The sequence below is a fragment of the Bradyrhizobium sp. USDA 241 genome (assembly GCF_049739505.1).
GTDB classification, from domain to species: domain Bacteria; phylum Pseudomonadota; class Alphaproteobacteria; order Rhizobiales; family Xanthobacteraceae; genus Bradyrhizobium; species Bradyrhizobium liaoningense.
The window spans coordinates 71,764-86,069 of sequence record NZ_JBMGPZ010000002.1; the positions used below are offsets into that span (position 1 = coordinate 71,764).

12 protein-coding genes and 3 pseudogenes are annotated in these 14,306 nt (G+C 60.8%); 3 read left to right on the plus strand and 12 right to left on the minus strand.

What is annotated here, in order from left to right; all coding sequences use genetic code 11:
- The first annotated feature begins 112 nt into the window (after positions 1-112).
- Positions 113-400, plus strand: a complete 288-nt coding sequence (locus ABIF91_RS01300; RefSeq protein ID WP_035718578.1) for an integrase arm-type DNA-binding domain-containing protein — start codon at positions 113-115, stop codon at positions 398-400.
- Positions 401-410: 10 nt separating this feature from the next.
- Here ABIF91_RS01300 and ABIF91_RS01305 read toward each other — a convergent pair whose 3' ends face one another.
- The 11 genes and pseudogenes from ABIF91_RS01305 to ABIF91_RS01355 all read right to left on the minus strand — a co-directional run bounded on the left by ABIF91_RS01305 (position 411) and on the right by ABIF91_RS01355 (position 12,388).
- Positions 411-1,679 (minus strand): IS256 family transposase, encoded by a 1,269-nt coding sequence (locus ABIF91_RS01305; RefSeq protein ID WP_424578702.1) that lies wholly within the window; start codon positions 1,677-1,679, stop codon positions 411-413.
- Positions 1,680-1,942: 263 nt separating this feature from the next.
- Positions 1,943-2,656: an ABC transporter ATP-binding protein gene (locus tag ABIF91_RS01310; protein WP_284280579.1), complete on the minus strand. Its 714-nt coding sequence runs from the start codon at positions 2,654-2,656 to the stop codon at positions 1,943-1,945.
- 182 nt (positions 2,657-2,838) lie between these two features.
- The gene (locus ABIF91_RS01315; protein ID WP_424578703.1) at positions 2,839-4,182 is read right to left on the minus strand and encodes an IS1380 family transposase; all 1,344 of its coding nucleotides are present in this window, start codon (positions 4,180-4,182) and stop codon (positions 2,839-2,841) included.
- 409 nt (positions 4,183-4,591) lie between these two features.
- A pseudogene (locus ABIF91_RS01320) lies at positions 4,592-5,044 on the minus strand (branched-chain amino acid ABC transporter permease); the annotation flags it as partial.
- A complete protein-coding gene (locus ABIF91_RS01325; RefSeq protein ID WP_035680748.1) occupies positions 5,044-5,412 on the minus strand; it encodes a hypothetical protein in 369 nt (122 codons plus the stop codon). The gene ABIF91_RS01325 and the pseudogene ABIF91_RS01320, both read right to left, overlap by 1 nt.
- Positions 5,413-5,478: 66 nt before the next feature.
- Positions 5,479-6,654 (minus strand): ABC transporter substrate-binding protein, encoded by a 1,176-nt coding sequence (locus ABIF91_RS01330; RefSeq protein ID WP_028182315.1) that lies wholly within the window; start codon positions 6,652-6,654, stop codon positions 5,479-5,481.
- A gap of 32 nt (positions 6,655-6,686) precedes the next feature.
- Positions 6,687-7,616: pseudogene (locus tag ABIF91_RS01335) on the minus strand (glutamine synthetase); the annotation flags it as partial.
- 9 nt (positions 7,617-7,625) lie between these two features.
- Complete coding sequence (locus tag ABIF91_RS01340) at positions 7,626-8,690, minus strand: IS630-like element ISRj1 family transposase (protein ID WP_026192128.1); 1,065 nt, start codon at positions 8,688-8,690, stop codon at positions 7,626-7,628.
- Positions 8,691-8,734: 44 nt separating this feature from the next.
- Positions 8,735-9,253, minus strand: a pseudogene (locus ABIF91_RS01345) (glutamine synthetase); the annotation flags it as partial.
- 33 nt (positions 9,254-9,286) lie between these two features.
- Positions 9,287-10,645, minus strand: coding sequence for a Rieske 2Fe-2S domain-containing protein (locus ABIF91_RS01350; protein ID WP_424578704.1), 1,359 nt, complete (start codon positions 10,643-10,645; stop codon positions 9,287-9,289).
- A 57-nt stretch (positions 10,646-10,702) separates the two neighbouring features.
- A complete protein-coding gene (locus tag ABIF91_RS01355) occupies positions 10,703-12,388 on the minus strand; it encodes an amidohydrolase (protein ID WP_028182203.1) in 1,686 nt (561 codons plus the stop codon).
- A gap of 178 nt (positions 12,389-12,566) precedes the next feature.
- Between ABIF91_RS01355 and ABIF91_RS01360 the strand changes: the two genes are divergently transcribed.
- Both ABIF91_RS01360 and ABIF91_RS01365 read left to right on the plus strand, forming a co-directional pair.
- Positions 12,567-12,929 (plus strand): 2Fe-2S iron-sulfur cluster-binding protein, encoded by a 363-nt coding sequence (locus ABIF91_RS01360; RefSeq protein ID WP_424578705.1) that lies wholly within the window; start codon positions 12,567-12,569, stop codon positions 12,927-12,929.
- Positions 12,926-13,561, plus strand: coding sequence for an FAD-dependent oxidoreductase (locus tag ABIF91_RS01365; RefSeq protein ID WP_051394048.1), 636 nt, complete (start codon positions 12,926-12,928; stop codon positions 13,559-13,561). The genes ABIF91_RS01360 and ABIF91_RS01365 overlap by 4 nt, the downstream gene beginning before the upstream one ends.
- On the opposite strand, the gene istB is transcribed toward ABIF91_RS01365, so the two are convergent.
- Entirely contained in the window at positions 13,546-14,298 is a 753-nt protein-coding gene (gene istB / locus ABIF91_RS01370; RefSeq protein ID WP_424578706.1) for an IS21-like element helper ATPase IstB, read from the minus strand. The genes ABIF91_RS01365 and istB overlap by 16 nt on opposite strands.
- Positions 14,299-14,306: the final 8 nt, after the last annotated feature.

Consider the following 14,306-nt stretch of genomic DNA (forward strand, 5'->3'; position numbering starts at 1 on the left):
CTTTTGAAAGTATCCGTGACGGCTCACATCCGAACGGTTCCTTGTGGAACGACTGACCGTGACGGGCAAAGCATCCGCGCCGGTAAGTGGTAAGCGAAAGGGGAACGTTAAAGTGGCGCTCAATTCGAACCAAGTTAAATCCCTGCAAGCTGGCGTTCATGCGGACACTGGGGGCCTCTATCTGGTCGTGCGCAGGAGCGGTGATCGGGTGTGGGCCTTCCGGTTCACCGACCCCGAGGGCAAACGGGCGCAGATGGAGTTCGCCAGGGCTGGCGACCGCGACAGCGCAGGGGGTGACGTTCTGACCCTAAGCAGCGCGCGAGAAGGCACGCGACTACAAGGTTGCGCCAGGGCATCGATCCGCGCGACAAAAAGCGGAGCTATGGCTGATTTTGGGTGACGCGGCCTGATCAGGCGGCGTGGCTTTCAGTGTTCGGAATGACTTCGATTCCGTCGATGAACTTTACACCGGCGATGACTTTCGGCAACTGGTTCGTGCTCTTCAATCGCCGCCAGGTCTTCGATGCGGCGTCGATGAGCTTGAACACCATCAGCTTCGCGGTTTGTTGCGACAGCGATCCCTTGGTCCGCACCGTTCGGTGGCGCACCGTGGCGAAGACGCTCTCGATCGGGTTCGAGCTGCGTAGGTGGATCCAGTGCTCAGCAGGGAAGTCGAAGAAGGCGAGCAGCGCATGGCGATCCTTGATCAGGCACTCCACCGCACGTCCGTATTTGACGTGGTATTTCTCGACGAAGACGTCGATCGCGGTTTCAGCTTCGGCCCGGTGTGGGGCCAGATAGATGTTCCGCAGGTCGTTCTTCATGAGGCCCTGCACGGATTTGGCGACCTTGTCGAGTACGTTGCTCACTTTATGGCACCAGCATCGTTGGTGCCGCGTGCCGGGAAAGGCCTCGTCCAGTGCCTTCCAGAAGCCGAGGGCGCCGTCGCCGATGGCGAGTTGCGGGGCAATCCGTAACCCGCGTTGCCGCAGGTCGATCAGGAGTTCGCGCCAGCTCTGCGCGCTCTCGCGCACGCCGACCTGGAAGCCGATCAGCTCCTTCTTGCCTTCCGGCGTGGTGCCAATCAGCACCAGCATGCATTCGCTGTGATCTTCCATGCGGGCCTGCAGGTACACGCCATCGGCCCAGATGTAGACATAGCGACGCGCCGACAGATCGCGTCTCTGCCAGCGTTCGTACTCGACCTGCCAATCGGCCTTCAGGCCGGCGATCACCGAAGGCGACAGGTTCGGCGCATCCTTGCCGAGCAGCGCCGAGAGCGCCTCCTGGAAGTCGCCGGTCGAGATGCCGCGCAAATAGAGGACCGGGATCAAGGCATCCAGGCTCTTCGTCCGCCGCGCCCATAGCGGCAGGATTGCCGAACTGAAGCGGAGGCGGTCGCCTGGCCCGCTCGCTCCGCGGTCGCGGACCTTGGGACGAGCGACCTCCACCGGACCGATGCCGGTCGCAATCTCGCGCATCGGACCGTGCCCATGTCGGACCAGGCGCGCTCGACCGTCGGGCAGCGTCAGATTGGCCGTGCTGGCCAGAAACGCGCCAACCTCGATCTCGATCGCCCTGGCAAGCAGGTCCCGCGCGCCGGCTCGAACGATATCGGTCAGTGGATCATCAACCGCGGACGGCTGACGGAAAGCAAGAACATTGGTAGTCTCGGTCATGGCGTATCGCTCTCCTCGAGAGGTTCTGGCAGGCTCGTCACCCGCCTCGATACGCCGCCTTCCTCACACCGTCATCACCCAGATTCCGCCATAGCTCCAAAAAGCGGGCCGCTGCTCAGAGCAGAAAGTCGTTCAAGGAATTTGCAGAGGAGCACTACCCTGATTGGTGCCGGGGCTTGTCCAAAGAGGAGTTAGACGTGGATGGTTCCAGCTGAGAAGATGAAGATAGACGTCATATTGGGTCAGCGGGAACACCGCCCGCTTTAGTGTAATCCGACACCGAGCAGGCGCTCGACCATCTTAGGATCGTCGCGCAAGTGCGCGCATTCCCCACTCCAGACCGCCTTGCCCCGTTCAACCACCATGACCTGATCGGCAAACCTTAGTGCTCGTTCGATCTGCTGCTCGACCAAAACGATGGTCATCTCGCCAGAGCTCGCTAACGCCGTGATGATGTCCATGATTTGATCGCAGATCACCGGGGCGAGCCCCTCAAGCGGTTCGTCCAAGAGGAGAACGGAGGGCCTTCCTAGCAGCGTTCTGGCAAGCGAAAGCATCTGTTGCTCGCCGCCCGATAACTGCATCCCGAAGTGGCGCCGGCGTTCAGCCAGCCTCGGGAACATCACGTAGACCTCTTCAAGCGCCTCTCGACCTCGACCCTTGAGACCTGCGACCAGGTTTTCTTCCACCGTCAGCGACCGAAAAATGTCGCGTGTCTGCGGTACGTAGCCGAGACCTCGCTGAGCACGTGTAGATGCCTTGGAATCCGTGAGATCTGCTTCGCCCAGGAATACTTTCCCACCGTGATGGGTTGTCAGACCCATTAGCGATGCGAGCAAGGTCGTCTTGCCGACTCCGTTTCGACCAAGGACGCTGAGACGACCTCGAGGCAAGACCTCGAAAGACATGTCATCCACGACACGCGTGAGGCCATACCCAGCACTGAGACCTTTGACTTCAAGACGCGTGGCGGGCATCTGCGTAGCTACCTAGCCCGTCCTATTCGTGAGAGTGCGGCTTTTGGGCCCGATTGATGCGGCCGCACATCTTGTCTGACGAGGCGCACAGGATTGCCTTCGGCTTTTCGCCGCCTGACGACCGGTACTTTGCAACGCGCTTGAGGGATGGGTTGGGCGAACGGGGGCGGACGCCCCGCCGGTCAAGGACCGAGCGGCAGCAGCGCGCCGGGCAAGCCGCAGATCAGGTCGGCTTCGGGACATGCCGCGGCAAACGCAAGGCGAATGCGGCTCGTGGTCTCGACGACACGGGCGGCGATTTTCAAGAGCCGAAGACGCAGCGTCGCGAACTCGGCAGCGGCCAATTCCCGGACTTTGGGAATGGCGTCGCGCACGGTCAGCATCAGCCAATAAGCGGCCGTATGGAGCACGAGACGGACCTGGTTGGCGAGCGCCGAACGGCAGCTGGTGCGGTCGGAGGCGAGCTGCGTCTTATGCAGCTTGATCAGATTCTCGGCTTGGCCGCGCGCGCAATACAGGCTGTCGTAGATCCACTCGGCCGAGCCGACATCGAGGCTGGTGACGACGAAACGGATGTCGAGGCCGAGCATCGTCGCCTCAATACGGGCGACGGTGCGCCGTTCGCGATCCCAGGACTTTGCCTTGTGGCGCGTCTCGGTATAGCCACGCAGAACCGGCAGGTTCTCGATGGCGCGTCGGGTGCGGATGTCGTCGGCGACCTCGTCGACTTTTCTGGCGAGAGGCTTGGTGCCGGACAGACCGAAGATGTAGTCGATGCCGTTGGTCTCGCACCACGCCATTGCCTCCGGCCGGGCATAGTGCCCGTCGCCACGGAACGTAATTTGCGTGTTGTGCCATCGCGTCCGGATATGCCGTACCAGGCGGCGCAGATGGGCACGCACCTCGACGCCGCCCGGCGTCTTGCCGGGCCTCAGCACGACCGCCACGGGCCGGCTCTTCTCCGTGTCGTAGACGTGGATCGGCAGGAAGCAGCGTTCGTCATAATGAGCGTTGAACAGCGAGAGCTGCTGATGGCCGTGGACGACGTCGCAGGTATCATCGATGTCGAGCGTGACGGATGCCGGCTCGCGCGGGTAGCTATCCATCCATGCGTCGACCAAAGTGTAGGTCAGCCGGATCACGTCGCGCAGGCGCGGAGCATTCTCCAGCCGCGACAGCGTCGGCTGGGAACACAAATCCCGGCCCGTGTCCGGTAGGCGACCGCAGGCCAGTTTGAATGCCGGATCGGACCTCAGATGATCGAGGTCGTCGGCGTCCTCGTAGCCGCAGCAGATCGCGAACATGCGAGCGCGGAACATATCGACCAGGCTGTGCACGACCCGCGTCGGATCGCGCCGATCCGGGAACACCCGGGCCAGATTGTTGGCCAAACCGAGACGCCGCTCGGCCATCGCCAGAAGCATCACGCCCCCGTTCGAGGTTAGGCGCCCACCATCGAAGGCAGCTGTGACTTTCTTGGCGTGAACGGCTGGAAACGAGAAGGGCGGAATCGTATCGTCGGTCATGGCGGGCGTGGCGTTCGCGGTTGGAGGTGATGGGGTTGGCTTCGCAACCGAATCCTACGCCGCATCAGCGCTTTACCCCTCAGGCGCACTCTTACGAATAAGACGGGTTAAGTTGAAGAAAGATTGAGTGACTCCCGATCATTTCTGTGCCGAAACGTGGAGTCGCGGTCGTGCCGCGTCCAAAGAAACCGGCGCGAGCGGCCTATTAGACGCGGTAGGTGCTCAGCCTCCGAAACGAGACTATCAAGCATGAAGAGATCGAGCGCGAGGCAGAGGTTTTATTTGTGTTGAATTCTTGCTTCTCGATAGTGGTCTGAAATCGTATCATCGGTCATGGCGGGCGTGGCGTTCGCGGTTGAAGGTGATGGGGTGGCTTCGCAACCGAATCCTACGCCGCATCAGCGCTTTACACCACGCTCGCCAGCCTCTCAGGCGCCCTCTCGCGAATAAGACGGGCTAGATCGACGGGACCGCTCAGCAGCGGAGGCAGCGGAATGGATTTGGTTGTCGGGCCAAGAATGTAGTTGGCAACGCCAATGATGACGAACGCAATGCCGATCGTGAGCAAAATCTGGGTCAGTTCATCGGACTTGCGATAGATCCGGCGGTAGAGAAGAAACTCAAGCGGAAAGGCGATCGCGATGGTGCCGAGGACCGCCAGGACAATCGCGAACGGGTATCCAACTCCTGCGCTCTTGAGCGCAAAAGACGCGAGATATCCCCCGATCATCGCAAATGCGCCATGAGCAAGGTTCACGACCCTCATCAGGCCCATCATGATGGACAGGCCGATGGAGATGATGAAAAGGACCATGCCGTACGAGAGGGCATCCAGCCCGATGCTGAGACCCGTCCACGCCATTAGTTGAATACTTCCGCGGCTTTGAAATGTTGCGACCCCAACACGTCATGCCGAATGGTCCCGCGGACCACCGTCCTCAAGGTCTTCACCGACCTCGTGTCGACCGACGAGCCGAACGGGTCCTTCTCCAAGGCGGTCTGGTCCGCGGCGCTGCCGGCGCGGAGAGTGCCGCGTGTGTCCGTCAAGCCGGGTATCACAGTTGTTCCGCGCAGATCGACGGTGACATGTGCGGAGGGGGCCTCATCCTGAACGCCGGCAAAAAGAATGGCGCCATTTTGCATCACCAGCGCATCAGCCGGAATCCGGTCTTTGGCATCGCGATAGATGCGACCATTGACGAAGCGAATAGACTGCGACCGACCACTCATTCCGGCCCCCCTCTCCGACACGTTGAAGCGATTGCTCGCGAGATCCTACTTCGCGAGCGATCCGCTCTAGTTCTTCGCCAGGCCCCAGTCCGGCTGCGCATCGAACGTTTGCAGTTCCTTGTTGAGGAACTTGCCGTCCTGCATCACGACTTCGCGCAGATACACGTTCTGACGAATATGCCGGGTATCCGGGTCGATCGACACGGGTCCGCGCGGACTGACCCATTTCATGCCCTTCACGGCCGCAAGGGCTTTGTCCGGATCCTTTTGACCGTTCGTGGCCTCGACCATCTTGTAAATGAGCCGAGCACCGTCATAGGCCGCGACCGACGCCATGGTGATGTCGTCAGGCTTGGCGCCAGCCTTGATCATATCGGCCAGGAAGGCTTTGTTCTCTGGCGAGTCGTGCGAGACCGCATAGTGGTAAGTCGACAAGATGCCTTCGCCGCTGTCCCCGATATTCGGAAGATCGGGCTCGGTCACGACATCACCCGTGGACAACAACTTCACGCCGGACGCTTTCAGTCCGTTGTCGATATAGGCCTTGACGAACCCCAGGGTTGGCGGACCGGCCGGCAAGAACGTGAAGATCATGTCGGCGCCGGAATCCTTGATCCTCTGCATGATCGGGCCGAAATCGGTCGTATTGAGCGGCATCCTGATCGATTGGACGATGGTGCCTCCATCTGCCTCGAACGTCTTTTTGAAGGCTGTCTCGGCATCGACGCCGGGGCCGTAATCGCTGACGGCGATCGCCACCTTCTTGGCCGCTCTGGCCTTCGCCACCTTCGCCGCGGGGACCGTGTTCTGCCACATCGTAAAGGACGTCCGCACGATGTAGGGGCTCTTCTCGACGATCGCGGACGTCGCCGCGTTCATCACGATCATGGGCACCTTCGCTTCCTCGAGAAGTGGAGCGACGGCCAGGGCGTCCGGAGTGAAGTACAGTCCCGCGATGTATTGAACTTTCTCCTTGACGATCAACTCCTGGGCCAATGATTTCGACTTGGCCGGGTTCGGCGATTCTTCGTCACGATAGACGAACTCGATCTGATGATCGCCGACTTTCGATCCATGCTTGGCCACCCAGGCGTCAATGCCGTACTTGAAGTTCTGGCCGAACAAAGCATACGGACCGGACATGGTGCCAATAATCCCCACCTTGATCGTGTCGCACTGCGCCGGCGACATCCAGGCGGCGGCAATCGCGACGGCCCCAACAAGTCCAAACCTCAAGCTCATGTCTTTCTTCTCCCCGCTTCGGTGATGCTGTCTCAGAACATTTCAAAATATTCTCGCTGCTCCCACTCGGTGATCGTCGATTGGAAGCGCTCGATTTCCGCGTTCTTGATGAAAACGTAGTAGTCGACGAATTTCTCTCCCAGAGCCTCGCGGAAGAAGGGGTCATCGCGCAACGCGAACACCGCCTCGCGCAAGGAGGTCGGTAGGAGGTTCGCCTTGGTCTCGTAGGGGGTGTCCGCCGACGGACCGGGATCGAGCTGGCGATCAATGCCGTTGAGGCCGGCCAGAATCTGGGACGCCATGTACAGATAGGGGTTTGCGGCCGGCTCGCCGATCCTGTTTTCGAGCCGGGTGGCTTTATCGTCGGGACCGCCCAGCACGCGGATCATGACGCCCCTGTTGTCGCGTCCCCAGATCGCCCGATCCGGAGCCAGCGAATAGGAACGGTAGCGCTTGTAGCCATTGATCGTCGGCGTCGAGAAGACCGCGGATGCCCTGGCATGCTCCAGCAGCCCCGCCATATAGTGCTTGCCAAGTTTCGACAGACCGGTCGGTTCGCTCGTCATGAACACGTTGGCGCTGTCTTTTCGGGAGACCAGCGATTGGTGAAGGTGCCACCCCGACGACATCACGTTCGGTATCCGCGGCCGGCACATGAAAGTCGCGTGATAGCCGTGGCGGTTGCAGATCTGCTTCACTGCCGTGCGAAACAGTACCATGGTGTCCGCCGGCTCGATGCCGACGGTGGGCTGAAACACGAACTCGCACTGGCTCGGCCCGTATTCCACCTCGATCGACCGAAGCGGCAAGCCCAGCGCCACGATGTTTTGCCTGATCAACTCGAGCGCAGGCTCCATCTGGTCATAACGTTGCTCCGTCAGGTACTGATAGCCCTGCGAAAGCAGGCTGACCTCCGGGGGCTCACCCGGTTGGCCGGGACTGCCGGCGTCCCAAGGCGCTAGTACCCGGAATCAGAGCTGAGTGATACGGCGGCCTTTGAAACGGCGTTGACGGACCTTTTTCTTGGTCCAGACGAAGGGCTCGGCTCTGTCGTTGTATGCGTTGACGTAGGCATCGATGTGTTCCTGAAGCTGCTTGAGGCTCGTGAAGGAGGTGCCGCTGAGCGACTGCCCCTGCAAGATGGAAAACCATACTTCGACCTGATTGAGCCATGACGCACTTGTCGGCGTGAAATGAAATTGCACGTTGGGGTGGGCCTTGAGCCAGTCCTCGTTCTTTTTATGGGTGTTGAGGTTGTCGAGGATGACGTGAAGCTTGCGGTTCGGAAAAGCCGCGGTGACGCTGTTCATGAAATCGAGAAACTCGACGCGGCGCCGGCGTTTTGAATGGGTCGCGATGATCTTTCCGGTGGCGACTTCGAGCGCCGCAAACAATGTTGTGGTGCCATGCCGCTTGTAATCGTGGCTTTGGCCGGTCAAGGCGCGGCCATTGGGCAACTTCAGATAACCCTGCGCTCGCTCCAAAGCCTGGATCGAGGGCTTCTCGTCCACGCACAGCACAATGGCCTTCGCCGGCGGCGCGACATAGAGGCCGACAACATCGGCGGCTTTGGCCGTAAAGTTCGGGTCGTTGCTCTCGCACCAGGACTTGCGAGCCACCAGGTCAATCTTGTGGCTGCGCAGGAACCGCCAGACATATTGGACATCGACATCGCCCAGCGCCTCGGCCAGCAGGGGGCCGGTCCAGCGCGCAAACCCTTGCGGTGGCGGCTTATCCAGCAGCTTCAGAATCCGCTTGTCGGTCGTCTTCGTATAGATCGGCTGCTTGCCAGGCCGCGGCTTGTCTTGCAGCCCTTCAAGGCCATGGTCGGCATAGCGATGCCGCCAAAGGCTGACAATCCGCGGCTGGACCCCAACTTCCTTGGCGATCGACCGGGTGCTGCGCCCATCCGCCGCCAACAGAACTATCCGCGCCCGCTTCAAATCGCGCTGCAACGTCACCGGTGAGCGACAGCACGCCTCAAGCACCTTGCGATCTTTCCTCGAAAGGTGGACTTCTCTTGCTTCGGGTATCATCCCGACCTTGAATCACGACTCACGTTCCAAGAAAAGTGGGTACTAGAGAGCCGGGCATTCTCGACTTTGAAGATGTGGCATTCGACCTCGAGGCCCGCCTTGAAATCATAGCCCCGGTCTTTGAGCTGCCCCAGCACGGATTTGTACAGGCCCCTGGAGGCGAAGGGCACGGGTCGTCCGTCGGAGAAGTAGAGGTCGCAAAGCACCCACCCGGTTTTTGGTGCCCAGGGGAGAACCTTGAAGGTGGTGGGATCGGCGACCATCATGACGTCGCCTCCCCCCTGCATTTCGTTCATCCCAAACCCGCCGCCGGCGGTGAAGACGGGAAACACCGTGCGGTGAGAGGTATCTTTCGCGAGCAATGTCGTCGTTATCGAGCAGCCGCTCTCGATCGACGAGAGCGCCTCGGAAGCGACCAGGGCCTTGCCGCGCAAGATGCCGTGCTGGTCCGGAAAGGAGAGCCGGATCGTATGCAACTCCTGCTCCTCCGCCATCCGCCGCATGCGGATGGCAGCCTCCTTCTGTTCGGCCGACCAGAGACCGTGCTTTTCGACGAAACTCAACGACATCTCCTTTGCTGAGCTGGGCCGGCCTGGTTATTCGGCGGCGGTCAGGTGAGGCACCTTCTTGGCGAGCTCGGCGGGCACCGGCGCGGCCCAGGGAGCGCCCCGACGACGCCTGACGTCCACTTCCATCCAATAGGTTTCCCAGCCCTTCGTCGGACCGATGCCGTCCATTGTGGCCGGCCCCTGGATGCTGCGCGCGCTGGCAGCGTCGAGGAACAACAGCGGCTTGCCCCCGGCGGCCACCTTCTCGATCTCCTGGCGAAGCAGCCGGCGGTACTGAATGATCGCCTTGTCGGATTGCCCGAGATGCTCACGCGTCCGGTCCTGAATGGCGCCCATCGACTCGACGGCCCACTGGTCATGGACGTTGATGTCCGCGCCCATGCCGGTGTAAGTCTCGGTCGCCTGCTCGTGCGGGTCGAAGCCATAGTCGTTCGACTTGTTCTTCCGCGAGCGGTATTCCGGCAACTCGTAAAGCTCGAGGCGCTGCGCGCGCATTTTCGCCTTGTCGACGGGCGCGGCGTAGCTGGTGAAAATCGCATACCAATAGCAATTCTCGTCGTCGACGGGCACATGCCACTGGGTAATCGTCATCTCCGTGCTCATCGGAATGACGAACGCATGCGGGAACAGCTGGTTGGTGACGCGAACGTGGGTGCGCTGCTCGTCGATTTCTCGCAAGGCGATGAGCCGCAGGCCGTATTCGGTGTGCTCGACGTTGATGATCGGCCGGTCGTACTCGCGCAGGACCTTCGTCATGGGCATTTCCGAGTCGGCCGACGCACCGCGAAACTGCTTGCCGTAGGCCGCCGATGTATCCTCATCCTCGAAGAACCGGTGAAGGAACGAGGCATGAGCCGGGTCGATGCCGACTTCCAGGGCCTGCAGCCAATTGCATTCGATCAGGCCCTTGAAGGCGAAAGTGTATTCGCCCGGCGCCGCGAAGCAGTCGATCTCCGGAAACGCCGGCGGCTCGCCTTCACCCAAATACGCCCACAGGATTCCACCCTTCTCCAGGACGGGGTAGGAACGCTGCTTGATGTTTTTGCAGAGCGAGGAGTTTGCAGGCTCGGCGGGCGTCTCGAGACACTGTCCCGTGGTGTCAAACAGCCACCCGTGGAAGGCGCAGCGCAGGCCACCGTTCTCGAGCCGGCCGAAGGCAAGGTCGGCGCCCCGGTGCGGGCAGTCGCGGTCGAGCAGACCATAGCGCCCCGTTTCGTCCTTGAACAGAACGAGGTTCTCACCGAGAAGCTTGACGGCCTTGATGGGGCGTCCCTCCTCGAGTTCGTCGACAAGGGCAGCAGGCTGCCAATACATCCGCATCAGCTTTCCCGCAGGCGCCTTTGGTCCGACGCGGGTAATGAGGTCGTTCTGCTCTTGGCTCATCATGACTTGGATCTCCTCTCTCCGGCTTCGAGATGCGTCCTCCGGCTTTCGGGACGCTGACTAACGCTGAAACACGATCTTGCCGCCGACAATCGTCAGGTCGGCTTTGATGTCTTTGATCTGTTCCTCGGGAACCGTCATGAGGTCCGCCGACAACGCGGTCAGATCCGCGAGTTTTCCGGCCTCGATCGTCCCCTTCTCGTTCTCTTCGAACATGTAGTGCGATGCCGCACTGGTGTAGAGGCGCAGCGCCTGCTCGCGGCTGACGGCTTCGTTCGCTCCATAAACGCGTCCGGCGGGATCCTTGCGGGTCACCATGATGTACATGTTGATGAAGGGATTGATCGGGTTCACGGGGAAGTCGGTGCCTGCGCCGAGGCTGTTCAGCCCCACCTTCTCGATGAGAGTTTTCGTGGGCACAGCCCGATTGGCGACCGCCGCACCCAGGAAGCGCTCGACGGTGGCCGCCTTGTCCCACATGAACACGTTCTGGAAGTCGACTCTGACACCGAGGCGCTTCGCGCGCTCCATTTGCTCGGGCACTATCAAGCTTCCATGGATCAGGACGAAACGCCGATCCTTGATCGATTTTTCCTTGTCGACCGCTTCGAAGGCATCAAGGACTTGGTCGATGCCCTTGTCGCCGACGACATGGACACCCACGCCCCAATTGTAGCGATTGCAAATGGACACCAGCTCCTTGAGACGTTGCGGCGATTGCTGGGCAATGCCGTGGTAGTCATCATGCGAGTCTGGATAGGCCTCGCGCATGAGCGCCGTCTTGAGCGTCATGCCGCCATCGTAAAGGATCTTGATTCCGGCGAACTTCAGCCAGTCATCGCCAAAGCCCGACGAGGCGCCGTTGCCTCGCATGATGGCCTCCCAGGCCGCGTTCTCGGCGGGGGGCTCCGGGCGCCACATGAGACCGACCCGTAGCGTTGCTTCACCGGCCTGCGCCACTCGCTGCAGGGCCGCGATGTCCCTGGGCGAGGTGGCCCCTTCTACGGCGCTGGTGATCCCGAACGAGTTCAGCACACCTTCCGCGAGCTTGAAGTGGCGAAACTCGTCGTCCGCTGTCCACTCCGGAACGGCCTTTTCGACCTTGTCGATCGCCGTCTCGACCAGAACGCCGGTCAGCTCACCAGCACCGTCGCGCTCAAACGATCCGCCGCTTGGGTTTGGGGTGGCCTTGGTTACGCCGGCCTTCTCGAGCGCCATCGAATTGGCCATCGAGAAGTGGCCAACGGTCCGGAGATAGACCGGATTGTTCGGCGCGACACCATCGATCTCCTGACGTGTCAGGTAGCGCTTTTCCGCGAGCTGTGACGGGGGATGCCAGGCGCTTCCGATGATCCACTCGCCGGGCTTTTTCTTCGCCACGAACTGCTTGATGCTTGCGAGGGCATCCGCAACAGTCTTGGCGCCGCTCATATTCACGACGTAGTCCGACAGACCGGCGGCCCTGAAATGCGCGTGCGTGTCGATCAGCCCGGGAACGACAGTCTTGCCCTGCAAGTCGATCGTGCGGGTGCGATTTCCGGCCAACGCCTTGATCGTCGCCGTGTCTCCTACGGCCAAGATTTTTCCGTCGCGAACGGCAAGCGCTTCCGCAACCTTTGACTGACCGTCCATGGTGAAAATCTTGCCGTTGATCAAGGCAAGCGAGGGAGCATTGGCCTCCTGCTGCTGGGCAAACGCCGCGCTTGATGTCAGCACCACTCCCACGATCGCTGTCGTCAGCTTCATTGCGCCCTTCCTGCCTGTTCGGTAGACGAACACCGGTTCGATTTACCTCAGAATGACTCCAATGTGACGAGCAGGCAAGCAAAATATTTCCGCAAACTGTGCCCAAAGGAACCGCAGCGGCGGCAAACAGATCGATATTGAGAGACCTCTAGAATTACTGTAACCGTTTAACGAGCTTATGTTCTTAGACCGAACAATTGCAAAGAACGGAGGTCGGATGCCGCGAGTGAGATTTGTCCAGCAGGACGGCAGCGAAAAATCCATCGAGGTCGGACGCGACCTGAGCGTGATGCTCGCGGCCGTTCGCAACGGCATTCCCGGTATTGACGGCGAATGCGGCGGCTGCCTCGATTGCGCGACCTGCCACGTCTACGTCGATGAAGAACGAACAAGCTCTCTCCCTCAGCCGAGCGAAGAAGAGCTCGAGTTGCTATCCGCCGTCTCGGGAGAGCGAGAGCCGAACAGTCGGCTGAGTTGCCAGCTGAAGGTGTTGGCCCCTCTCGACGAGCTGGTGGTCCACGTGCCGGCGAGGCAATCATGACGGGGCTGGTCATCATCGGCGCCTCATATGCCGGGGTTCAAGCCGCTCTCACTGCTCGTGACGCCGGCTATTCTCAGCCCATCACCATTGTGTGCGACGAAGAGTGGTTGCCGTATCAGAGGCCGCCGTTATCGAAGGACTTCCTTCTCGGGCGCATCAGCGAGCAAAATCTGATCTTGCGCGACGAGATTTTCTTCGAAGGCAAGCAGATCAATCTCGTTCTTGGGCAGCGCGCCACGCTGCTTGACTTGCGCGCGCGACAGGTCACTCTGGCCGGCGACAACGCTCTGGAGTTTGAAAAACTCCTCATCGCGACAGGCTCGCGCGCGCGGCGCATCGCGGTCGAGGGCGCGGACTTCGATGGAATTTCCTATCTGCGTTCGGTGACCGATGCGATCGACCTGAAAGCACGGCTGGCCGATGCCGCGGAGATCGTCATCATCGGGGGCGGCTTTATAGGGCTGGAAGTTGCGGCCTCCGCGGCAAAGCTGTGGATTCCAACGAAGCCGGCCATGCATTCCAATTCGAAGCCGGCCGGGTATTCCGATCTGAAGCCGGCCACCCGTGGCGTCGTTCGCATGGGTCAATTTCATGATGTCGTCGAGGGCTGGGAAGGTCAAGAGACCGGTTGATCTTGAGCGGGTTGCTTCTGCTTCCTGAGGCTCTCTCCTTTGAGTTCGATGCGGTAGGCATTGTGGACGAGGCGATCGAGGATCGCGTCGGCGATGGTGGGGTTTCCGATGATTTCGTACCAGCGATCGACGGGCAGCTGGCTGGTGACGATGATCGAACGGGCTTCGTATCGATCCTCGACGATTTCGAGCAAATCACGGCGCTGGTCGGCGTCGAGAGGTTCTGGTCCCCAGTCGTCCAGGATCAGCAGATCAAGTCGTGCGATCGCCCGCAGCATCCTGGTATAGCGTCCGTCGGCGCGTCCCAGTGCGAGAGCGGCGAACAGACGCGGGACGCGATGGTAGGCAACGGCGAAGTCGTCCCGGCAGGCCTTGTGGCCGAGGGCGCAAGCAAGCCAACTCTTGCCGACGCCGCATGGCCCAGTGACGAAGAGATTATGCCTCGCTCGGATCCAGTCGCCGGCGGCGAGTTTTAGAAAGAGCGTGCGGTCGAGCCCGCGGATGGCACGGTAGTCGACATCCTCGACGCAAGCGGCATGACGTAGCTTGGCGGCGCGAGCTCTGCTCTCAAACCGCTTTTGCTGTCGCTGCGTTTTCTCCTGTTCCAGGAGCAGGGCCAGCCATTCGGCATGTTCGAGGCTGCGTGCTTCGAGCTGGGCATCAAGCTCCTTGAAGCCTTTGGCCATGCCGTGGAGACCGAGATTTTGCAGCAGGTCGAGCGTGGGATGGGTCAGCATGCTGGATT